Here is a 21,999-nt window from a genome sequence, read left to right as displayed (position 1 = left end):
CGTTGCGCCGCGCACTGGCCGCCCTGCTGCTGGGCCTCGCGGCTTGCACGGGGCACGCGCAGGCCGTGCGCGTCGGCTCCAAGGCGGACAACGAGGGCGCGCTGCTCGGGCAGATCGTGGTGCAGGTGTTGCGCCACCAGGGCATCGACGTGGTCGATCGCACCCAGTTGGGGCCGACCTCGATCGTGCGGCGTGCGCTCGTCAACGGCGACCTCGACGTGTATCCGGAATACACCGGCAACGCCGCGTTCTTCTTTCATAGGGAGGGCGATCCCGCGTTCCGGGACGCCGCGCGGGCCTACGCCAGTGCCGCGGCTCTCGACCTGGCGGCGCACCGGTTGGTCTGGCTTTCGCCCGCACCCGCCGACAACCACTGGGCCATCGGCGTGCGCGGCGACGTCGCCCGCGCGGCGGGGCTGCGCACGCTCGACGACTTTGCCCGGTGGGTGCGCGCTGGCGCCACGGTGAAGCTCGCCGGGTCGGCCGAGTTCGTCGAAAGCGATGCCGCGTTGCCGGCGTTTCAGCGGGCATATGGCTTCACCCTCCGCGGCGACCAATTGCTCGTGCTGGCCGGCGGCGATACGTCGGCGACGATCAAGGCCGCCGCCGAAGGCATCTCCGGTGTCAACGCCAGCATGGTCTACTCCACCGATGGCGCGATCGCGGTGACGGGACTGGCGGTACTTGACGATCCCAGGCACATCGAGATGGTGTACCAGCCCGCGCCCGTGGTGCGCGACGCGGTGCTTCGCCGGTATCCCGCGATGCGTCCCGCGCTGGAGGCCGCCTTCCGCCCGCTCACCCTGCAACGGCTGCGTGCGCTCAACGCGCGCACGCAGATCGACGGCGAGGATGCCTCGTCCGTGGCTTCGGCGTACCTGCGCGAACAACGGCTGGTGCCGTGAGCCGGGCCCCCCTGCTGCCCGTGCTGGTGCTTTGCGCGATCGGCGCCATCGCCGCCGCGACCTTGCCGTTCGCGCATGTCGCACCGAACCGGCTGCTCAGCGGTATCGCGCAACGGCCGCATCCCTGGCTTTTCGCCGCGTTATGGGGCGCCCTTGCGGTAACGGCGTGGCCGCGCGCGCCTCGCGGGCTGGCGATCGGGTGCGTGGCCCTCGTCATCGTGGCACTGCCGTGGTGCCTCGCGCACGAGGCGACGACCTGGCTGGCCGGCGCACGGGCGACCACCCGGGTGCAGGCCGGTGCGGGCTTCTGGACGATGTGGCTGGCCGCCGGGCTGTTGCTGCTCGACCGGCTGCGCGAGGTGGGAAGGGGATGGCAGGTCGTCGTCTGGGTGGCGGTGACGGGCGCCGTGGTGGGCTACGCCGTCGCGGGCGGTTTCGACGGCATCGCCGTGGTGCGCGAATTCCACGCACAGCACGACGCGTTCGTCGAAGCGCTGTTCACGCACCTGCGCCTGTGTGTGCTGACGCTGTCGCTTGCCCTTCTCATCGGTGCGCCACTGGGGTTGCGCACGTGGCGGACGCGTCGCGGCGACGGCGTGCTGCTGGGCGTGCTGGCTTTTTTTCAGACCGTGCCGTCGCTGGCGTTGTTCGCCCTGCTCATCGGTCCGTTCGCATGGATCGCGACGCGTTGGCCGGTGCTGGGCGCGTGGGGTTTCGGCGGTACGGGTGCCGCGCCCGCCGTGTTTGCCCTGGTGCTGTATGCCTTGCTGCCGGTGGTCCGCTACACCATCGGCGGGCTGGAGGCCGTGCCGGCCGACGCGCGCGACGCCGCGCGGGGGTTGGGCATGAGCCGCTGGCAGGTGCTCGTGCGCGTACAGCTGCCGCTGGGCTGGCCCGTGCTGCTGGCGGGTCTGCGCATCGTTGCCGTGCAGACCATCGGGCTGGCGGCCGTCGCAGCGTTGATCGGTGCGGGCGGCCTGGGCCGTTTCGTGTTCCTCGGCATCGGGCAGGGCGCGACCGACATGGTGTTGCTGGGCACGCTGGCGATCATCGGCCTGGCGTTGCTCGTGGATCTCCTGTTCCAGGGGGTGTTGGCATTGACGGAGCGTCGCGCATGATCGTGTTCGAACACATCCGCAAGGAATTTGGCGGGCGTACCGTCATCGATGACGTGTCCCTGCGCGTGGAAGAGGGCGAGTTCTTCGTGCTGGTCGGACCGTCCGGGTCGGGCAAGTCGACGTTGCTGCGCATGGTCAATCGGCTGGTGACGCCGGATGGCGGAACCGTGCGCGTGGACGGTACGGATATCGCCACGCTTTCGGTCGAGCCGTTACGCCGCGGCATCGGCTACGCGATCCAGTCCGTGGGGTTGTTTCCTCACCGCACGGTGGGGGACAACATCGCCACCGTGCCGCGCCTGCTGGGCTGGACGAAGGCCGCTATCGACGAGCGCGTGGAGGCGCTGCTGGGGCTGCTTCATCTGGACGAGCCGGGGATGGCGTCGCGGTATCCACGCACGTTGTCGGGCGGCCAGCAGCAGCGCGTGGGCGTGGCGCGTGCGCTCGCCGCGCGGCCGCGCATCGTGCTGATGGACGAACCCTTCGGTGCGCTCGATCCGCTCACGCGGGAGTCCCTGCAGGTGAGCCTGAAGGCGATCCAGCGCGAGACGAAGACGACGATTCTCTTCGTGACGCACGACATGGACGAGGCCTTCGGGCTCGGCGACCGCGTCGGCCTGATGCTCGGCGGACGGCTGGTGCAGACCGGCACGCCGACGGAGTTGATTCGCGCGCCGGTCGACGACGTGGTGCGGGAATTCGTCGGCGGCGCGCGGGCGCGTCTGCGTGAACTGGCGTTGCACCCTGTGGCGGAGCGCGTTCGTCCGGGCGATACCTGCGACGGCGAGCCGGTCGATGCCGCGGCAAGCCTGCAGGATGCGCTCGGGGCGATGCTCAGCCAGGGGCGCGATCGTTTGCCGGTGATGCGCGATGGGCGTCGCGTCGGCACGATCGCGTTGTCGGACATGGTGGAGCGGGCCCCGTGAGAGCGCTGCTGCCGGCGGCCACGCTTGTTCTGCTGCTGCTCGGCTTGCCGCATGCGGCACCGTGGTTCCACGCGGGCTGGCCGTCGCTGTCGCATCCGTTGTACGTGCGCACCTCGTTCGTCGCGCTGACGGTGTCGCACCTGCTGCTTGTGGTGTCGGCGACCGCGTTGGCGACGGCCGTCGGTTTGGCACTGGGGATTCTCGCGACGCGTCCGGCGGGGCGCTCGCTGCTGCCGACGGTGCGCGCGGTGGCGGTCGTGGGGCAGACGTTTCCGCCGGTCGCGGTGCTGGCGATCGCGGTCCCGCTCCTGGGCTTCGGCGCGGCACCGACGTTCGTGGCCTTGGTGTTGTACGGCGTGTTGCCGGTGCTCGGGCAAACGGTGGCCGGCCTGGATGCGGTACCCGCCGCCGCGCTGCACGCGGCCGACGGGATGGGCTACGGCCGCTGGCGGCGGCTGATCGATGTCGAGCTTCCGCTGGCTGCCGGGCCGATCATGGCGGGCATCCGCCTGTCGGCGATCGTCAGCGTGGGCACCGCGACCATCGGCTCGGCCGTGGGCGCGACGACGCTAGGCTCGCCGATCGTCGAAGGCCTGGTCGGCAACAACACGGCGTACGTGGTCCAGGGCGCCCTGCTCGTGGGGGCGCTGGCGTTGACGGTGGATGGACTGCTGGCGATGGCGGCGCGTGGGGCGGGGCGGTAAGGATCGGGTCACCTCACCCCCGTCGTCCCGGCGCAGGCCGGGACCCACGGCGATGCCGTCGGTGGTCGCGAGAGCGCTGCATCGGAAGGGTGCTCGCGATAACCGACCACCGGGGCCGTGGGCACCGGCCTGCGCCGGTGCGACGTGCGATTACCAGATCCGGACGCGCTGTTTCGGGTCCAGGTAGAGCGTCTGCCCGGGCTGAGCCTTGAACGCGTCGTACCAGGGGTCGAGGTTACGCACGGTTTGCGCGCGGAACGCACCCGGTGCGTGGCCATCGCCGATCACCTGCTGCCGTAGCGCCGCGTCGCGCGTCTTTTCGCGCCAGCTCTGCGCGAAGGCGAGGAAGAAACGCTGGTCGCCGCTGAGGCCGTCGATGACTGGCGCCGGTTTGCCGCCGAGACTCTCCTTGTAAGCCGCGTAGGCGATGGTCAGGCCCGACAGGTCGGCGATGTTCTCGCCCAGCGTCTGCTGGCCGTTGATGTGCAGGCCGGGGAGCGGCTCGTACTGGTTGAACTGCTGGACGAGGCGTTGGCCCGCCTCTTTGAAGTGCTTTTGATCGGCCTGCGTCCACCAGTTGGCCAGGCGCCCCTGGGCGTCGAACTCGGCGCCGGTGTTGTCGAAGCTGTGGCTGATCTCGTGGCCGATCACGGCGCCGATGGAGCCGTAGTTGGAGGCGGCGTCCGCCTTCGGATCGAAGAACGGCGCTTCCAGGATGGCGGCGGGGAAGTTCAGCGCGTTCTGCAATGGCAGGTTCACCGCGTTGACCGTCTGTGGCGTCATCCACCACTCGTCGCGGTCGACCGGCTTGCCCAGCTTCGCGACCTGATGCCGATATTCGGCAAGTTCGGCGCGGTAGTGGTTGCCGAAGGCGTCGTCGGGGCGGACCTCCAGCCCCTTGTAGTCGCGCCAGGTGTCGGGGTAACCGACGCCCACCTTGATCGTGGCGATCTTGGCCTTGGCTTTCTGGCGGGTGGCGGGCGACATCCATTCCAGCGTGTCCACGCGCTCGTCGAAGGCCTTCAGGATGTTCTTCACCATGGCCTGCACTTCCGCCCGCGATGAGGCCGGGAAGTATTTCTTCACGTAGATCTGGCCCACCGCGTCGCCCAGGTCGGCGTTGGTCAGGCCCAGGGCGCGTTTCCAGCGGTCCCGCTGCTTCGGGGTGCCCGTGAGCGCCTTGCCGTGGAAGTCGAACGAGAGCTGGTCGAAGGCCTTGGGCAGCACGAACGCGCTTTCGTCCAGGGCGTGGAAGCGCAGCCAGGCCTTCCAGGTGTCCAGCGGCTCGCTTGCCACGAGGGCGGAGAACCGGGTCACCGTCGCGGGCTGCCAGACCATGAAGGTGGGCTGGTCGTCCAGGCCGGCGGCCTTGAAGTAGGCGTTCCAGTCGATGCCCGGCGCCTTGCTGGCGAACGCGGTGCGCGGCCAGGGGTTGTTGGCCTTGTGGATGTCCTCGCTCTCCACGATGGAAAGCTGCGCCTGGGCCAGCTTGGTCTCCAGCGCGAGGATGGCTTTGGCCTTGGCGGCGGCATCCGGCGTGCCGGCCTTTTCGAGCAGGGCCTGCACGTAGGTGGCGTACTGCGTGCGCGCCGCCACCATGTCCTTGTCGTTGTTCAGGTAGTAGTCGCGGTTGGGCATGCCCAGGCCGCCCTGCAACAGGTAGGGGTAGTTCTTCGACGGATCTTCCAGCCCCTGGGCCACGAACAGGCCCAGCAGGTGGCCGGTGTCCAGGCGGGTGGCGTTGATCGGGTCGACATCGGCACGCAGCTGCGCGCCCAGCGCGGTGGACAGCGCCTGGCGGTCGGCGATCGCGTCGATGGCCTTCAGCTGGGGTGCGATCGGGGCCAATCCTGCCTTTTCGATGCCCGCCTCGTCCATGAAGGCCTGGTAGTAATCGGCGATGAGGCGCTCCTGGGTACCGGGCGCGGCGTGGGCGGCGACGGCCGCCTTCACCAGCTCGGCGTTGCGGCGCTCGGCCTTTTCGAACACTTCGAGGAAAACGCCCGTGCTGGCGCGGTCCGCCGGGATCTGCGCGGTCTTTTCCCAGGCGCCGTTCGCGTAGCCGTTGAAGTCGTCGCCGGGCTTCACCGAGTGATCGATGCCCTTCAGATCGACACCGACGGGCGCGCCGGCGGCCAGGGTCAGGGAGGAAGCCAGCGAGCAGGCGATGGCCGAGGCGAGCAGCCGGTGGAGGGTGACCATGGAGACGGATTCCTTGACGAGGACGTGGGCGCCAACGATAGCCCCAGCCCATCCCCCTTTGTCCATGACCGATGGACTAGCCACCGTCTCGTCCGGCGCTTGGCGGGCGGTGTGCCCTAATGAGGGTCCGGCCCCGCAATGGGGCTGGCCAGAGCGGGCCGCGGGATGCCCCGGTCCGCCCGGACCCTCCCAACGCAGATCTTCAGGAGATCGCTTCTATGAACGCACGTTTCGAACTGACCGGCCCCCAGACCGACATCGCCAGCTACCCGCGCTGGACCCAGGACATGGTGGCCGACTGCGCCGACGCCCGGCAGGCCATCGTGAGCCACGCGATGTGGTCGGCCATGTGCGCGGCCACGCTGGACGCCGAGACCACCCGGCATTTCATGGTGGGCGTGTGGCCGGTGATCGAGCGTTTTCCCGGCTACATGTCGCACAGCCTGCTGAAAACCCGTTACGGCCGCAGCCCGGGCGACGACCTCGCCCGCCGCTGGCTGGTGCGCAACATCCGGGTGGAGCAGAATCACGCGGAGTACTGGCTCAACTGGGCCGAGAGCGCCGGGGTGTCGCGCGAGGAGGTGCTAGGCGGTGAGCCGCCCAAGGGCTCCCAGGCCCTGGCCGCCTGGTGCGAGGACGTGACCCGCAACGATTCGCTGGCCGCCGGGATCGCCGCCACCAACTATGCCGTGGAGGGCGCCACCGGAGACTGGTCGCAGATCGTGTACGACAGCCAGACCTACGCCGAAAGTCTGCCGATTACCGGCCGCAAAGCCGGACTGCGGTGGCTTCAGCTTCACGCGGCCTATGACGATACTCATCCTTGGGAGGCCCTGGAGATCGTTTGCACCCTGCTGGGCGGCAATCCTCCGGTGGACCAGGTGGAGCACATCCGGGAGTGCGTTCGCCGTAGTTACGTCAGCATGAGCATCACGCTGGACCGCTGCATGGACGGGCTGGCCTCGGTTCGCCGTTTGAGCGACCAGGCCGCCTGAGCCGGGACGGAAGACCACGTGGCGCATCACCATCAGGCAACCACTCACCGGGCTATCCATGCGATCCGCTGAAACCAGCCAATCCGTGCCCCTCGCAAGGCGACTGATGCCGCTGGCCTACGCGCTGGTGGCCGTGGTGGGACTGGTGCTGGCCCTTACCTGGGGTGCGCTGCAGATCCAGGTCACTCTCGCCGGTTTCCTCAACGGCGAGAGTCTGTGGTCGAAGGCCCAGAAGCAGGCGGTGATCGACCTGGACACCTACGCCTCGCATGGCCGGCCGGACGACCTCGCGTCGTTCCGGCGCAACTACGCCGTGGTGATGGCCGACCGGGAGGCTCGCGACGCGATCGCCAGCGGGCGCTTCTCCCATGCGGCGGTGGAAGACGCCTTCGCGCGGGGCGGCGTCATCCCGGAAGCCATCCCGGGCATGGTCTTCATCTTCGAATACTTCGACGGCATGCCCTTCGTGCGCGAAGCGGTGACCGAATGGCGTTCGGTGGACGGCAGCATCGCCGAGCTCAGGCAGATCGCCGACCGGCTTGAAGGCACCTACGCCCGTGACACCCCGTCACGCGAGCAGGTCGACGCGGAGCGTGCGCGCATCGGCGCGCTCAACGCCTATATCGAGCCGCGCGCGAAGGCGTTCTCGCTCTACATCGCCAATGGCGCGTCCTGGCTGGGCCGGGTGCTTTTCGTGATGGTGCTGGGCGTGGCCGCGCTCGCCTCGCTGCTCTGGCTGCGCATGGCCACGCGCATCCTCGCCGGCATCCGCGGCACGGAAGAACGCTACCGGCTGCTGTTCGACAGCGCGGCCGACGCGATCTTCATGGTCGACAACGCCTCCGGTCGCATCCTCGACGCCAACCGGCGAGCCGCGACATGGATCGGCTGTTCGCGGCACGAACTGGCCGGCATCCAGCTGTCCAGCCTGTTCGCGGAAGGCTCGGCCCATACCGGCGTAGGCACGCTGCGCGGTGCCGACGGGTCGCTGCGCCCGGTGGAAACCCAGAGCAGCCTCGTCGCCTGGGGATCGCGCCAGGTCTCGCAGGCCATCGTGCGCGACATTTCCGACCGCGTGGTGATGGAGCGCGAGCGCAAGATCGCGGCCGAGGCCCTCGCCAGCATCGCCGAGGGCGTCATCATCGCCGACGCCGATCGCCGCGTGACCACCACGAACGATGCCCACGCCAAGCTCACCGGCATCGCGCCGCACGAGTTGCGCCGTACGCGCCTGGACGCCACCCGCACGCTGCCCGACGGGCGCCCGCTGCCGGCATCGCTGTGGGAAGCCGTGGCGGCGGGCAACAACTGGCAGGGTGAAGTGGAAAGCCGCCGCGCCGACGGCACGACCTATCCGGAGCTGATGAGCATCAGCGCCATCCGCGACGCCGACGGACGGCCGCAACATTACGTGGCCGTGGTCACCGACATCACCGCGCGCAAGGCCGACCGCCAGCGCCTGCAGCACCTGGCCACGCACGACCCGCTGACGGGCCTGGCCACGCGTGCCGAATTCGAGCGGCTCTGCGCCGAAGCGATCACCCGCGCGGCACACACCCGCGGTGCCGCGGCCGTGCTGTTCGTCGACCTCGACGCGTTCAAGGTCATCAACGACAGCTACAGCCACGCCATCGGCGACGCGTTGCTCATCCGCGTGGCCGAGCGCATTCGTGCCCAGTTGTCGCCCAACGACGTCGCCGGCCGCATCGGTGGCGACGAATTCACGGTGCTGCTCGGCGAACTGCGTTCCCGCGAGGAGGCGCTGTTGGTGGCCGAGGCCCTGCTCGCCGCGCTGGCGCGGCCGTTCTCCCTGGACGACTACGAACTCTACGTGAGCGCGAGCATCGGCATCGCCGGCTACCCGCTGGACGGCAACGACCCCGTCACGCTGATCGCGAACGCCGACGCGGCCATGTACGTGGCCAAGACCGAAGAGCGCAACGCGCTGCGCTTTTATACGCCCAAGATGCACGCGGACGCGCGGCGTCGGCTCAAGCTCGCTTCCGAACTGCGCCAGGCGCTCACGCGCAACGAGTTCCAGCTGCTTTACCAGCCCAGCGTCGAGATGCGCACGGGGCGCATCGTGGCGGTAGAGGCACTGGTCCGCTGGCGCCACCCCGAGCGCGGCAGCGTGCCGCCGGACGAATTCATCCCCATCGCCGAGAGCCTCGGCCTGATCCGCCAGATCGACCAATGGGTCATGGAAACCGCCTGCGCCCAGATGGTGCTGTGGGATCAGATGCGCCTGCCGCCGCTACGCATGGCGGTGAACGTCTCGGCGGGCACGTTCGCCCATCCGGATTTCCTCCCTGGCATCAGCCAGGCCCTCGTGCAGGCCGGCGTGCCCGCGAACCGGCTGCTGGTGGAACTGACCGAGAGCGCGATCCTGCGCCTGGGCGAGGACACCGAGCGGGCGATGCAGTCCTTGCACAAGCTCGGCGTCGGCGTGGCGATCGACGACTTCGGCACCGGTTATTCATCACTGGCCTACCTGAAGCTTCCCGCGGTGGCTTACCTGAAAATCGACCGCTCGTTCATCGCCGGCCTGCCGTCCAACGGCAACGACGTGGCGATCACCGAAGCGATGCTGGCGATCGCCCGCAGCCTCGAACTGCACACCATCGCCGAAGGCATCGAGACCGAGGCGCAGCACGAGTTCCTGTTGCGCGCGGGGTGCCAGGAGGCGCAGGGGTATCTTTATTCCCGGCCGCTGCCGCCGGACGAGATCGAGCGTTTGCTCGCGCCCCGCGCGTCGCAGTCGGGCAAGCGCCTGTCGCTCGTGCCACCGCGACGGGCCTAGTGGACGCCGCCGCCCGACCCCCTATGATGTCCATCGCTTTTCGACGAAGGACTTCCTGCCTGTGGCTTCCCGTGATCCCCTCGTTTTTCTTTTCGACGTCGACAACACGCTGATCGACAACGACCGGTTCAGCGCCGACCTGGCGGAGCGACTCGAACGTGATTTCGGGGTGGAGGGGCGCGAACGCTACCAGGCGATCGACCGGCAAACCCGCGACGTGGTGGGCTACGCCGATTACCTGGGCGTGCTGCAACGCATGCGCGGCAAGGACAGCGACCGTCGGTTCATGGCGATGTCGTTCTTCCTGCTCGACTATCCGTTCGATGAGCGTCGTTTCCCGGGCGTGCCGGAAACCATCGCGCACCTGCGCGCGCTCGGCCGACCCGTGATCATGTCCGACGGCGACACCGTGTTCCAGCCGCGCAAGATCCGCCGCGCCGGATTGTGGGACCTGTTCGACGGCGAGGTGCTGATCTACGTGCACAAGGAAGACATGCTCGACGATATGCAGGCGCATTACCCCGCCGACCATTACGTGATGGTGGACGACAAGCCGCGCATCCTCGTGGCGATGAAACAGCGGTTGGGCGAGCGGGTGACGACGGTGTTCGTGCGCCAGGGCCACTACGCCGAACGCGCGGACGACGTCTTCGGCGACACGCCGCCGGACATCACCGTGAACGCCGTGGCCGAGCTGGCGACGATGCGGCGCGAGGCGTTCGTCTCCGGCCGTTGATCGGGTCGTACCGTCGTATGCCTACCGGTGGATGCCGGCCGGCTCGGCGGTTCATGGCTCGAACGCTCCCCGGATCCACTCGACCCGCTCGCCTTCGAACGCCATCACGTCGAACCGGCACGGCCGCCGCGCGTCGTGCGGCCGTGCGGATAGCCAGATGTGCGCCGCGCTCACGATCCGTCGCCGCTTGGCGGCCGTGATCGACGCCGCCGCACCGCCGAATGCCGCGCTGTGTCGGTAGCGCACCTCCACGAAGACCACGGTGTCGCCTTCGCGCATCACCAGGTCGATCTCGCCGTGGCGGCAGAGGAAGTTGCCGTGGACGAAGCGCAGCCCACGGACTTCCAGAAACGAACGCGCCGCGCCCTCGAAGCGATCTCCGGTGGCGCGGCGCGCGGTGGTGTGGCGGGGATTTTTCAACGCGGACTCCATGCCGCGCCGGGGTGGGGGAGGGATCAGGCCCCGCCGTTCTCGACGTTGGGGGCCGTGGCCGGCGCTTCGAGCTCGAGGCTACCCGCCACCGGGTGCGCGACGCCGTCGGTGAAACGCGCCCAGATGAGTACGCGACGCACCCGGCCGAACTCGTCGGCCACGAGCTGACCGGTGGCACCGGGCAGGTAGCTGCCCGGATGGCCGCGCATCCAATCGATGTAGGGCACCAGGCCCCAGGCGTCCATGCCGAACGCGAACAGTCGCGCGGCGACGCCCTTGGTCGCCGGGAACGCGGCGCCCAGGTCGGCGCGGCGGGCCAGGCCCGGCTGCGCGTCGAACAGCCACGGGGCATCGCAGAACTCCACGCCTTCGAGGTCGCGGTCGGCGGCGGGATCGTCGGTGCCCGCGTAGACATGCGAGGTCGCGAACACCGGCAGCGTGTTCTTCGCCAGGCGCAACTGCGGCAGCAGCAGGCGGGCCTGCTGCGGCTTCATGCTGATGAACACGCCGGCGTCGGTCTGGTCGTCGGGCGCATCGCCGACGTTGATGCCGGAGAGCTGCGACGCGAAATCGATGCTCGAGGCATCCAGCGTCACCTGACTCGACAACGTGCCCCCGCGGGCCTGCCATTCGGCCTTGAAGGCGTTGCCGGCACGGCGGGCGAAATCGTCGGTGGAGACGATGACCACGGCCTTGTGCAGGCCGCGATCGGCCATGTGGTCGGCGACCTGGGCGCCCTCGGTTTCCGGGAGCAGGCCGAACTCGTTGGCGCCGGAGGGCGGCAGGTTCTTGTTGTCGCTGGGATAATTGAGGGTGAGCATCGGGGCCGGGAGCGCACCCTTGGCGAAGATCGCCGAGACGCCCTCGCGGTTGAGCGGGCCCACCACGACATTCGCGCCGTCGGCCACGGCTTTCTCATACGCCGCCACGGCGTGCGCCGCATCGTTGCCCGAGTCGTACACCACCACCTTCGGGCGCGGCGCGTGCGTGCGCGCGGCATCGACATAATTGGTGATGAAGCCGTCGCGGATCGCGGCACCCGCGCCGGCCAGCGGACCGGTCAGCGGCAGCAGCAGCGCGACCTTGTCCGGCACTTTGTAGCCCTCACGCACGTTCTTTTCGCCGGTGACCGTGCCCACGGCCTGGTCGAGCACGGCGGGGCTGCGCGTCGCGCTGCCGAGCTGGGTCTGCGCCTCGACCACCCAGGGCCGCATCGGATCGTTGGCCGACATCGGCGCCAGGCGTTCGGCGAGCGGCTGCGCCCCCAGGCCAGTGAGCAGGGTGAGGATCTCGCGGCGATTTTCTTCGCGGTCGAGCCCGTGCAATTGGCCATCCATGTCCACGCGCGTCTGGGCCGCACTCCACGGGTCGCCGGACGCTGCCTGGGCACGGGCGCGCAATTCGGCGAGGCGCTGCGCGATCTGCGACGACACCCGGCCCGGCGGCTTGCCGGTCAGCGAGAGCGCGGTGGCCGGGTCGTTCTTCTTCAGGGCGATCTCGGCCCGCAGGGCGTCGAAGCGCAGCGCGTCCTCGCCTTCCAGCTTCGAGCGACGGATGTCGGCCACCACCGGCGCGGCGCGGTCGATGGCGCCTTCCTGTCGATAGGCTTCGGCGGCAAGCAGCCGGTAGTAGTCGCGATTGGCGTCGTCCTGGCTGGCGAGGGCGAGGTAAGCCTGCGCGGCCTGGTCGAACTGGCCCTTGGTGTAGAGCGCCTGCGCGGCCTGGGTGGCTTCGCCCGAGGGCGCCGCGCTGCGGGGCTGGCTGGTGCCGCCCGGCGTCACGCAGCCGGCGAGGCCAGCGGTCAGGAGAAGGCCAAGGGTGGTCACACGCATCGCTCGCATCGCGTTTTCCTTCGGTGGGGCGGTCGGACGCCCTCGCGGCGCCGAAACGTCCGGATCATAGCCGATCGATTCGCGAGGACGCCGTGAGCCGGTGCGGCGGCCCGGCTCAGGTACCGTAGAGGGCCTTGCGCGGCGCCCCGGTGATCGCCGCCGCCAGCTTCGCGGCTTTCGCCGGCGCAAGCTCGTCCTTGAGGATGGCGAACACGCGCCGTCCCTCGGCGAGGCGCTCGTCCTCACCGGCTGGACGGCCGGCCACCATCACCACGAACTCGCCCTTCTGCTGGTTCGGGTCGGCGCTCACCTGGCGCACCAGGTCGTCGAGCGGCGCGTCGAGCACGGTTTCGAAGAGTTTCGTCAGTTCGCGGGCCACCACCGCGGCGCGATCGGCACCGAAGATCTCGCGCATGTCCTGCAGGCACTCGACGATGCGATGCGACGACTCATAGAAGATGAGCGTGCGTGACTCGCCGGCCAGTTCGGTGAGGCGAGCGCGTCGCGCCCCGGCCTTCGCGGCGAGGAATCCCTCGAAGACGAAGCGATCGCTCGGCAGGCCCGCGACGGAAAGCGCGGCGATGACCGCGCTCGGCCCGGGTACGGGACTGACTTTGAGCCCCGCCGCGCGCGCGGCCCGCACGAGGCGGAAGCCGGGATCGCTGATGAGCGGCGTGCCCGCGTCCGACACCAGCGCCACGTCCGCGCCCTCGCGCATGCGTTCCACGAGCCCGTCCACGGCGGTGCGTTCGTTATGGTCGTGCAGCGCCACCAGCGGCGTATCGATGCCCAGGTGTTGCAGCAGTGGCCGGGTGTGGCGGGTGTCCTCTGCGGCGATGACCGCGACCTTGCGCAGCGTCTCGACGGCGCGCGCACCGATGTCGTCACGATGGCCGATCGGCGTGGCGACGACGTGGAGGGTGCCGGGGCGGGGAGAGGGCATGGGGTTGGGGTGTTTGGGCGGGGGGAAGGGGAGTGTAGTGGCTTGGGGTGGAGGTGGGGGTGGGGGACGGGAAGTGGGGGCGCGGGTTCGGCGGGCGGGTGAGGGGGCGGGGCGCGTCGCGCTGGCTTCGAGGCGCGCTGGGCGCTTCCGGTGCCCTCGGTCACTCGTCGTGCGCCCCCGCTTCCCATCCCCCATCCCCCGACCGGCTATACTCCCCAACGGAGTCGGCCGGACAGTCGCGTCGCGCCTCGTGCGCGTCGAGGAAAGTCCGGGCTCCACAGGGCAGGGTGCCAGGTAACGCCTGGGCAGCGTGAGCTGACGGCCAGTGCAACAGAGAGCAGACCGCCGATGGCCCCGCGAGGGGATCAGGTAAGGGTGAAAGGGTGCGGTAAGAGCGCACCGCGTGCGGGGCTAACGTCGCACGGCACGGTAAACCCCACCCGGAGCAAGACCAAATAAGGGAACCATGACGCGGCCCGCGTCGTTCCCGGGTAGGTTGCTGGAGCCTGGCGGTGACGCCAGGCCGAGAAGAATGACTGTCACGTCGCAAGACGCACAGAACCCGGCTTACAGGCCGACTCCATCTTTTCGGATCGTGACGGGGTGGCCGCGAGGTCGCCCCGTCGACGTTGGGGTACGGGGGTGCGGTCGGCCGCACGCGTAAGCGAGCGATCGGGTCGCGCCAGCCTGGCGCCAAGACCGGCGTGACGTAGCGGCCCCGTTGGCCGCTCACTGCGCGCCCCCAGTGCCCATCCGCCGGGGTCCCATTCAGGTTCACTCTCACCGTCCCGTCGCCGCGACGGCGACCTCCCGCAAAAAATCCCCGCGATTCAACCACCTTGCGTCAGTTCCTCATAAACGGCTGGAAATGATGATGAACCGCACCTTTCTCTTTGATTCACAAGAAAAAATTCCTTGACAGTCTCAGGGGGCGAGACTATCGTGGGTCCCGGTGTGAAATCGTGGGATTTAGTGGGGTAACCAGCCGAACATGTTCCAGGGCGAAACCGCCATCACGGTCGACGACAAAGGTCGTCTGACGATTCCGACCTCGTATCGGGATCTGGTGGCTAGTGCCTGCGGCAATCGTCTGGTGATCGCCTACAACCCCTTCGAGACGGGTTGCCTCTGGATTTTCCCGTATGCGGAGTGGGAGCAGGTCCGCGATCAGGTCAACGCGCTCCCCAGCGTCAAGGCCGTGCACCGCGCGCTGCAGATGAAGCTGGTCGGCGCCGCCGCCATCGTCGAGCCCGACGGTGCGGCGCGCGTGTTGCTGCCGGCGAGTCAACGCGCGGCCGCGGGTATCGAGAAAAAGGCCGTGCTTCTCGGCATGGGCAACAAGTTCGAGCTCTGGAGCGAACAGGCCCACCTCGCGAAGATCCGCCAGACGATCGGCGAGGACGAGATAAGCGACGACATGGCGGAGCTGCGGTTGTGACGACGAACTGAATTTTTCTTGGCTGGTGGACGGGAGCGGGATGTGGCGATGGCGGGGCGCGATGTGCACATCCCGGTGATGCTCGACGAAGTGGTGGAGGGCCTCGCCTTGCGCGAGAACGGGCGCTATCTGGATGGAACATTCGGCCGTGGCGGTCACGCCCGGGCCATCCTTTCGCGTCTCTCGGCCGACGGTCACCTTTTCCTCATGGACCGCGACCCCACCGCCATCGCCGTGGCCGAAGCCGGCCTCGCCACCGATCCGCGGGTGAGCCTGCGCCACGACAACTTCGCGACGATGGGTGACTGGTCCGCGCTCGACGGTGGCCTGGACGGCATCCTGCTCGACCTCGGCGTGTCCTCGCCCCAGCTCGACGACGCCAGTCGCGGTTTCAGCTTCATGGCCGATGCGCCGCTGGACATGCGCATGGACCCCACGCGCGGCATCAGCGCCGCCGACTTTCTCGCCCAGGCCGATGAGGCCGACATCGCCGACGTGCTGTGGACCTTCGGCGAAGAGCGCTTCAGCCGACGCATCGCCCGCGCCATCGTCGAGCGTCGCGCCACCGCGCCGATCGCCCGCACGGGTGAACTCGCTGAACTCGTCGCACGCTGCGTCGGTCGCCGGGAGCCGGGAAAGAACCCCGCCACACGCACGTTCCAGGCGTTGCGCATCCGCGTCAACGCGGAGCTGGAGTCGGTCGAGCGCGGGCTCGATGCCGCCCTCGAGCGCCTCAACGTCGGTGGTCGTCTCGCCGTGATCAGCTTCCACTCGCTGGAAGACCGCACGGTGAAGCAGTTCATCCGCTCCCACGAGGGGCGCGTGCAGGGCAATCGGCGCGCGCCGCCCGCCGAGGCGAAACCGGCGCGCCTGAAACCCGTGGGCAAGGCCATCTTTCCCTCCGCCGCCGAGATCGAGGCCAATCCGCGCTCGCGTTCGGCGGTGCTTCGCGTGGCGGAGAAGCTCGCATGAAGGCGGTCGGCGGCTTCTTCCTCACCCTGCTGCTGGTCGCCGTCATCGCCAGCGCGATCGGCGTGGTGTGGACGCGTCACGAAAGCCGGGTGTTGTTCGTGGAGCTCTCGCGCCTGCAGGGCCAGAAAGACGACCTCGGCGTCGAATACGGCCGCCTCGAGCTGGAGCAGGCCACGTACGCCGAACCCAGCCGCATCGACGCGGAAGCCCGCGCCCGCCTCGGCATGTTCACGCCGAAGCAGCAGGACATCCAGCTGGTGCGTCGATGAGGGCGCGCTACGGCAAAGCCATCGTCCCGAGCCGCCGCCGCGGCCAGGGCCCGAGCCCGCGCGGCCGCGTGACCGTGCTCGCGGTGATGCTCGTGCTGATCGCCACGGGCCTGGTGGTGCGCGCGTTCTACCTGCAGGTAGTGGGCAAGGCGTTCTACCAGGAGCAGGGCGATGCCCGCTTCCTGCGTGAAATGCCGATCGCCGTGTCACGCGGCACCATCTTCGACCGCAACGGCGAGCCGCTCGCGGTGTCCACCCCGGTCGCCTCGATCTGGGCCAACCCGCCCGAGGTGCTGGAAAACGCCGATCGCATTCCCGAGCTGGCGCATGCGCTGCACGTGGACGCCGACGATCTCAAGCAGAAGATCGAGGCGCGCGCCGACAAGGAATTCATGTATATCGCCCGGCAGATGCGCCCGGAAGACGCGCAGGCGGTGGTCGACCTCAAGATCCCCGGCATCGCCTCCCAGCGCGAATATCGCCGCTATTACCCATCGGGCGCGGTGAACAGCCACATCCTCGGCTTCACCAACATCGACGACCACGGCCAGGAAGGCCTCGAACTGGCGTTCGACGAATGGCTTGCCGGCAAGCCCGGGGCCAAGCGCGTGATCCGCGACCGCAAGGGCCACGTGGTGGAAGACGTCGAGCTGGTGCGCGAACCGCAGCCGGGTCGCGACCTCACGCTGTCGATCGACCGTCGCATCCAGTACCTCGCCTACAGCGCGCTGAAAGACGCCCTCGACAAGAACAAGGCCGACTCCGGCTCCATCGTGGTGATGGACGTCCACACCGGCGAAGTACTCGGCATGGCCAACCTGCCGTCGTTCAACCCGAACGCCGTGCGCGGCAGCACGCCGCAGGAGCGCCGCAACCGCGCCGTCACCGACGTGGTGGAGCCGGGTTCGACGATGAAGGCCTTCACCATGGCCGCCGCGCTCACCAGCGGCAAATACACCCCGACCTCGCCGTTGATCGAAACCTCGCCGGGAAGCTGGATGATCGGTGGCCATCCGGTGCGCGACACGCACAACTGGGGCACGCTGACGCCTACCGGCGTCATCACCAAGTCGTCCAACGTCGGCGCGGCCAAGATCGCGATGACGCTGGATACCGACTTCCTCTACACCATGTACAAGTCGTTCGGCCTGGGCAACAGCACCGGCAGCGGCTTTCCCGGCGAAGCCTCCGGCTACCTGCCGGTCGGTCGCACGTGGAAGCCGATCGAGAAGTCGCGCCTGGCCTACGGCTACAACCTCAACGTCACGCCGATGCAGCTTGCCGCCGGTTACGCGGCCATCGGCAATGGCGGGGCGTATCGTGCGCCGAGCTTCATCAAAGGCGCGGACAACCCGCCCAACCAGATCATCACCCCGGACGTGGCGCACGAACTGGTGCGCATGCTCGAGACGGTGCTCGCCCCGGGCGGCACGGGCTATGGCTTCGCTTCCGTCGCCAACTACAGCGTGGCGGGCAAGACGGGCACCTCCCACAAGAACTCCGCGGGCGGCTACTTCGCCAACAACTACATCTCGCTGTTCGTCGGCATGATCCCGGCCAGTGCGCCGCGCATCGTCACCGTGGTGGTCATCAACGATCCCAAGGGCGGACGCTACTACGGCGGCTCCGTCGCCGGCCCGGCGTTCGCCCAGGTGATGCAGGGCGCCGTGCGCCTGCTCGACATCCCGCCGGACAACGTCGGCCGCTGGTATGCCGGCGGCCCGAGTCAGGGCGGCATGATCAGCACCGGCAACGCGCCGCCGCAGGCGGACGACAGCGCGGCGGAAGAGGTGGTGCCATGACCCTGCGCCTGGCCGAACTGCTCGATGGATTCGCCGACGCCCAGGGTGCCGGCGATCTCGTCGTTTCCGGCCTCGCGATCGATTCGCGCGAGATCGAACCCGGGCAGGTATTCGTCGCGATGCGTGGCCTGAAGGGCCATGGCTTCGACTTCGCCGGTACGGCGGTCGAACGCGGTGCCGTGGCGATTCTCGCCGAGCCCCCCGTCGACGCGACCGACGTCGGGGTGCCGGTCGTCCGGGTGGACGGCCTGCGCGAACACGCCGGCGCCATCGCGGCGCGCCTGCACGGCGAGCCGTCGAAGGCGCTCGATCTCATCGGCGTCACCGGTACCAACGGCAAGACCTCCACGGTGCAATTGATCGCGCAGGCGCTGGCCTTCCTCGGGCGCAAGCCGGCCACGATCGGGACGCTGGGCGCGGGGTTGCATGGCGAACTCGTCGAAGGCGAACGAACCACGCCCGACGCCCTCAGCATGCAGGGCCTGCTCGCCGGTTTCCGCGACGCCGGCGCCACCCATGTGGCGATGGAAGTGTCCTCGCACGCGCTCGAACAGGGCCGGGTCAACGCGATCGCCTTCGACGTCGCCGTGTTCACCAACCTGACCCGCGACCACCTCGATTACCACGGCACCATGGAAGCCTACGGTGCGGCCAAGGCGAAGCTGTTCGCCTTTCCCGGCCTGCGCGCGGCAGTGATCAATGTCGATGACGCGTTCGGCGTGAAGCTCGCCAAGGGCCTGCCCGACGGGGTAACGAAGCTGCGCACGTCGATGGCCCACGATGCCACCGAAAAAGACGCCGAGATTCGCGCCGATATCGTGGTGACGTCCGCTCGCGGCCTGTCGTTCAACCTCACGACGCCCTGGGGCATGCGCACCGTGCGCAGCGCGCTGCTGGGCCGGTTCAACGTCGCCAACCTGCTGGCCGTCGCCGCCGTTCTCGGTGCGCTGGGCGAGCCGTTCGACCGCATCCATGCCGCCCTGGAATCGTTGCAGCCGGTGAACGGCCGCATGAGCCGGCTTGGCGGCGACGGCAAGAAGCCGCTGGTGGTGGTCGACTACTCGCACACGCCCGACGCGTTGAAGCAGGCGTTGCTGGCGCTCCGCTCGCACGCCAAGGGCCGCCTGGTCTGCGTGTTCGGTGCCGGTGGCGACCGCGACCAGGGCAAGCGTCCGATCATGGCGGGTATCGCCGAGCGCCTGGCCGACGCCGTTATCGTTACCGACGACAACCCGCGCAGCGAAGACGGCGACGCCATCGTCGCGCAGATCGTCGCGGGGTTTGCCCAGCCGCAGGACGTCACGATCGAACGCGACCGCGCACGTGCCATCGCCCTGGCCCTCGCCGACGCGAAAGCCGACGACGTCGTGCTCATCGCCGGCAAGGGCCACGAAACCTATCAGGAAGGTCCGCAGGGCAAGCAGCCCTTCGACGATCTGGTCGTCGCCAGTGAGGCGATGGCCACCCGCACCAAAGGAGTTCGCGCATGATGCGCCTTTCCGCCGTCGCCCTCTGGACACGCGGCCGCCTGCAAGGCGCCGATGCCGAGGTCACCGGCTTTTCCATCGATACCCGTTCGCTGAAGCCGGGTGAACTGTTCGTCGCCCTCCCGGGCGAGCGCGTCGACGGTCACGACTACGTGGCGCTGGCGACGCACAAAGGCGCCGCGGGCGCACTGGTCACCCGTCCCGTCGACGCGCCGATCGCCCAGGTAGTGGTCGACGACACGCAGCTCGCCCTCGGCGACCTCGCCAGCGCGGTCCGCGCGCAGCGGCCCGTGCGCGTCATCGGCATCACCGGCTCCAACGGCAAGACCACGGTGAAGACGCTCACCGCGTCGATCCTGTCGCGCCACGGCCGCACGCATGTCAACGCCGGCAACTTCAACAACGAGCTCGGCATGCCGCTGACGTTGCTGGCGATGCCCGCCGACACCCAATATGCGGTGCTGGAAATGGGCGCGGGAAAGCCCGGCGACATCGACTACCTCGCCGCCATCGCGCGGCCCGACATCGGCCTCATCACGTCCATCGCGCCCGCGCATCTTGAGCGCATGGGCAGCATCGAAGGCGTCGCTGAAACCAAGGGTGCGCTCTACCAGGCCCTGCCGTCGGACGGCGTGGCCATCGTCAACGCCGACGAGGAGCGTTTCCTGAGCTTCTTCCTGGGCCTGGCCGGCTCCCGTCACGTGTTGCGCTACGCGCTCGACCATCGGGCCGACGTCGGCGCCGACATCGTCGACGAGCGCATCGACGGTACGCATTTCGTGCTGACGACCCCGATCGGCGACGCCGACGTGCGGCTGCCTCTCGCGGGGCGGCACAACGTCGCCAACGCGCTGGCCGCGGCGTCCGTCGCCATCGCGCTCGACGTGCCCCTGGCGACGATCGTCGACGGCCTGGAGCAGGTGCCGCGCGTCGCCGGCCGGCTCAACCTCGAGCCCATGGCTGGCGGCTGGACGCTCATCGACGACAGCTACAACGCAAACCCGGGATCGGCCGCGGCCGCGATCGACACGTTGGCGCTCGCCACGGGCGAACGCTGGCTGGTGCTGGGCGACATGGCCGAACTCGGTACCGGCGCGATCGAGCTTCACGCCGGCATCGGCGCGCTGGCACGCGCCAAAGGCATCGATCGCCTGTTCGCCGTCGGTGCGAAGAGTGCCGCGGCGGCGAAGGCGTTCGGCGAAGGCGCCCTGCATTTTCCGACGCAGGAGGCGCTGGTGGAGGCCGCCTGCGCGCAGGTCCACGCGGGTGTGACCGTCCTCGTGAAGGGGTCGCGTTCCTCCGGCATGGAGCAGGTCGCGGCGGCGATGAAGAAATACGCTGAAGGAGCATCCCATGCTGCTTGAACTGGCGGAATGGATGGCTCGGCACTTCACGTCGCTGCATCTTTTCCAGTACATCACCTTCCGCGCGATCATGGCGGCGCTCACCGCGCTGGCCGTGTCGCTGCTGCTGGGCCCGGCGCTGATCCGCAAGCTGGCGGCGCTGAAAGCCGGGCAGGTGGTTCGCAGCGACGGTCCGCAGACGCACCTTTCCAAGGCCGGCACCCCGACCATGGGCGGCCTGCTCATCCTGTTCGCCATCGGCATCTCTACCCTGTTGTGGGCCGATCTCAACAACCGCTACGTGTGGGTGGTGCTGCTGGTCACGCTGCTGTTCGGCGTCATCGGCTTCTACGACGACTACCGCAAGCTGGTGCTGAAGGACAGCCGCGGCCTCGCCAGCCGCTGGAAGTACTTCTGGCAGTCGGTGTTTGGTCTGGGGGCCGCCGTGTTCCTCTACCACACCGCCCAGCTGCCGGCGGAGACCGCGCTCTACGTGCCGCTGTTCAAGCAGGTGGCGCTGCCCCTGGGCGCCCTGTTCGTGGTGATCGGCTATTTCATCATCGTTGGCTTCTCCAACGCGGTGAACCTCACCGACGGCCTCGATGGCCTGGCGATCATGCCAAGCGTGCTGGTCTCCGGCGCGCTCGGCATCTTCGCTTACCTCGCGGGCAACAAGCTGTTCTCCGAATACCTGGGCATCCCGTCGATCCCCGGCGCGGGCGAACTGGCCGTGTTCTGCAGCGCGCTCGCCGGTGCCGGGCTCGGCTTCCTCTGGTTCAACACGTATCCCGCACAGGTGTTCATGGGTGACGTCGGCGCGCTCGCCATCGGCGCGGCGCTGGGTTGCGTCGCCCTGATCGTGCGCCAGGAAATCGTGCTGCTCGTGATGGGCGGCGTCTTCGTGATGGAAACCGCCTCGGTGATGCTGCAGGTGGGCAGCTTCAAGCTGCGCGGCAAGCGGATATTCCGCATGGCGCCGATCCATCACCACTTCGAACTGAAGGGCTGGCCCGAACCGCGGGTCATCGTTCGTTTCTGGATCATCAGCGTGGTGCTGGTGCTCATCGGTCTGGCTACGTTGAAGGTGCGTTGACC

General features: G+C 68.8%; 18 protein-coding genes and 1 other RNA gene. 15 read left to right on the top strand and 4 right to left on the bottom strand.

The genetic code is table 11. The features are described 5' to 3' along the window. Positions 1-2 precede the first annotated feature (2 nt). Genes PI246_RS09145 through PI246_RS09130 form a run of 4 tightly spaced genes read left to right on the top strand, consistent with a single transcriptional unit; the run spans position 3 to position 3,653 of the window. Positions 3-905 carry a glycine betaine ABC transporter substrate-binding protein gene (locus PI246_RS09145; protein ID WP_320550953.1) on the top strand — a complete coding sequence of 301 codons (903 nt, stop codon included), beginning with the start codon at positions 3-5 and terminating at the stop codon, positions 903-905. Next, positions 902-2,023 carry an ABC transporter permease gene (locus PI246_RS09140; RefSeq protein ID WP_320550952.1) on the top strand — a complete coding sequence of 374 codons (1,122 nt, stop codon included), beginning with the start codon at positions 902-904 and terminating at the stop codon, positions 2,021-2,023. The genes PI246_RS09145 and PI246_RS09140 overlap by 4 nt, the downstream gene beginning before the upstream one ends. Then, positions 2,020-2,949, top strand: coding sequence for an ABC transporter ATP-binding protein (locus PI246_RS09135; protein ID WP_320550951.1), 930 nt, complete (start codon positions 2,020-2,022; stop codon positions 2,947-2,949). The genes PI246_RS09140 and PI246_RS09135 overlap by 4 nt, the downstream gene beginning before the upstream one ends. Beyond that, the gene (locus PI246_RS09130) at positions 2,946-3,653 is read left to right on the top strand and encodes an ABC transporter permease (RefSeq protein WP_320550950.1); all 708 of its coding nucleotides are present in this window, start codon (positions 2,946-2,948) and stop codon (positions 3,651-3,653) included. Before PI246_RS09135 ends, PI246_RS09130 begins: the two co-directional genes overlap by 4 nt. A 150-nt stretch (positions 3,654-3,803) precedes the next feature. Here the strand turns inward: PI246_RS09130 and PI246_RS09125 are convergent, their stop codons facing one another. Further along, entirely contained in the window at positions 3,804-5,855 is a 2,052-nt protein-coding gene (locus tag PI246_RS09125; RefSeq protein WP_320550949.1) for a M13 family metallopeptidase, read from the bottom strand. Between the two features lie 218 nt (positions 5,856-6,073). On the opposite strand from PI246_RS09125, the gene PI246_RS09120 reads away from it, so the two are divergent. The 3 genes from PI246_RS09120 to PI246_RS09110 all read left to right on the top strand — a co-directional run bounded on the left by PI246_RS09120 (position 6,074) and on the right by PI246_RS09110 (position 10,386). Continuing rightward, positions 6,074-6,850: a TenA family transcriptional regulator gene (locus PI246_RS09120; protein WP_320550948.1), complete on the top strand. Its 777-nt coding sequence runs from the start codon at positions 6,074-6,076 to the stop codon at positions 6,848-6,850. A gap of 85 nt (positions 6,851-6,935) precedes the next feature. Beyond that, entirely contained in the window at positions 6,936-9,650 is a 2,715-nt protein-coding gene (locus PI246_RS09115) for a putative bifunctional diguanylate cyclase/phosphodiesterase (protein ID WP_320550947.1), read from the top strand. Positions 9,651-9,711: 61 nt separating this feature from the next. Beyond that, positions 9,712-10,386: an HAD family hydrolase gene (locus tag PI246_RS09110; RefSeq protein ID WP_320550946.1), complete on the top strand. Its 675-nt coding sequence runs from the start codon at positions 9,712-9,714 to the stop codon at positions 10,384-10,386. Positions 10,387-10,437: 51 nt separating this feature from the next. On the opposite strand, the gene PI246_RS09105 is transcribed toward PI246_RS09110, so the two are convergent. The 3 genes from PI246_RS09105 to rsmI form a co-directional block, all read right to left on the bottom strand. Beyond that, positions 10,438-10,806, bottom strand: a complete 369-nt coding sequence (locus PI246_RS09105) for a YraN family protein (RefSeq protein WP_320550945.1) — start codon at positions 10,804-10,806, stop codon at positions 10,438-10,440. A gap of 35 nt (positions 10,807-10,841) precedes the next feature. After that, positions 10,842-12,659 (bottom strand): penicillin-binding protein activator, encoded by a 1,818-nt coding sequence (locus tag PI246_RS09100; protein ID WP_320550944.1) that lies wholly within the window; start codon positions 12,657-12,659, stop codon positions 10,842-10,844. A gap of 106 nt (positions 12,660-12,765) precedes the next feature. Continuing rightward, complete coding sequence (rsmI, locus tag PI246_RS09095) at positions 12,766-13,593, bottom strand: 16S rRNA (cytidine(1402)-2'-O)-methyltransferase (protein WP_320550943.1); 828 nt, start codon at positions 13,591-13,593, stop codon at positions 12,766-12,768. Positions 13,594-13,813: 220 nt separating this feature from the next. Here rsmI and rnpB point away from each other — a divergent pair. The 8 genes from rnpB to mraY all read left to right on the top strand — a co-directional run bounded on the left by rnpB (position 13,814) and on the right by mraY (position 21,997). Continuing rightward, positions 13,814-14,179: RNase P RNA component class A (rnpB, locus tag PI246_RS09090), an RNA gene on the top strand. A gap of 405 nt (positions 14,180-14,584) precedes the next feature. Beyond that, positions 14,585-15,031: a division/cell wall cluster transcriptional repressor MraZ gene (gene mraZ, locus PI246_RS09085; protein WP_320550942.1), complete on the top strand. Its 447-nt coding sequence runs from the start codon at positions 14,585-14,587 to the stop codon at positions 15,029-15,031. Positions 15,032-15,079: 48 nt separating this feature from the next. Continuing rightward, positions 15,080-16,003: a 16S rRNA (cytosine(1402)-N(4))-methyltransferase RsmH gene (gene rsmH / locus PI246_RS09080; protein ID WP_320550941.1), complete on the top strand. Its 924-nt coding sequence runs from the start codon at positions 15,080-15,082 to the stop codon at positions 16,001-16,003. Beyond that, the gene (gene ftsL / locus PI246_RS09075; RefSeq protein WP_320550940.1) at positions 16,000-16,272 is read left to right on the top strand and encodes a cell division protein FtsL; all 273 of its coding nucleotides are present in this window, start codon (positions 16,000-16,002) and stop codon (positions 16,270-16,272) included. Before rsmH ends, ftsL begins: the two co-directional genes overlap by 4 nt. Next, complete coding sequence (locus PI246_RS09070) at positions 16,269-18,074, top strand: peptidoglycan D,D-transpeptidase FtsI family protein (RefSeq protein WP_320550939.1); 1,806 nt, start codon at positions 16,269-16,271, stop codon at positions 18,072-18,074. The genes ftsL and PI246_RS09070 overlap by 4 nt, the downstream gene beginning before the upstream one ends. Further along, entirely contained in the window at positions 18,071-19,564 is a 1,494-nt protein-coding gene (locus tag PI246_RS09065) for a UDP-N-acetylmuramoyl-L-alanyl-D-glutamate--2,6-diaminopimelate ligase (protein WP_320550938.1), read from the top strand. Before PI246_RS09070 ends, PI246_RS09065 begins: the two co-directional genes overlap by 4 nt. Then, positions 19,561-20,925 carry a UDP-N-acetylmuramoyl-tripeptide--D-alanyl-D-alanine ligase gene (locus tag PI246_RS09060; protein WP_320550937.1) on the top strand — a complete coding sequence of 455 codons (1,365 nt, stop codon included), beginning with the start codon at positions 19,561-19,563 and terminating at the stop codon, positions 20,923-20,925. Before PI246_RS09065 ends, PI246_RS09060 begins: the two co-directional genes overlap by 4 nt. Further along, on the top strand, positions 20,915-21,997 hold the full coding sequence (gene mraY / locus PI246_RS09055; protein WP_320550936.1) for a phospho-N-acetylmuramoyl-pentapeptide-transferase: 1,083 nt from the start codon (positions 20,915-20,917) through the stop codon (positions 21,995-21,997). Before PI246_RS09060 ends, mraY begins: the two co-directional genes overlap by 11 nt. The last annotated feature ends 2 nt before the right edge of the window (positions 21,998-21,999 follow it).

The sequence above is a fragment of the Luteibacter sahnii genome (assembly GCF_034063545.1).
Lineage (GTDB): Bacteria > Pseudomonadota > Gammaproteobacteria > Xanthomonadales > Rhodanobacteraceae > Luteibacter > Luteibacter sahnii.
This window is presented reverse-complemented; position numbering and strand designations above follow the sequence as displayed.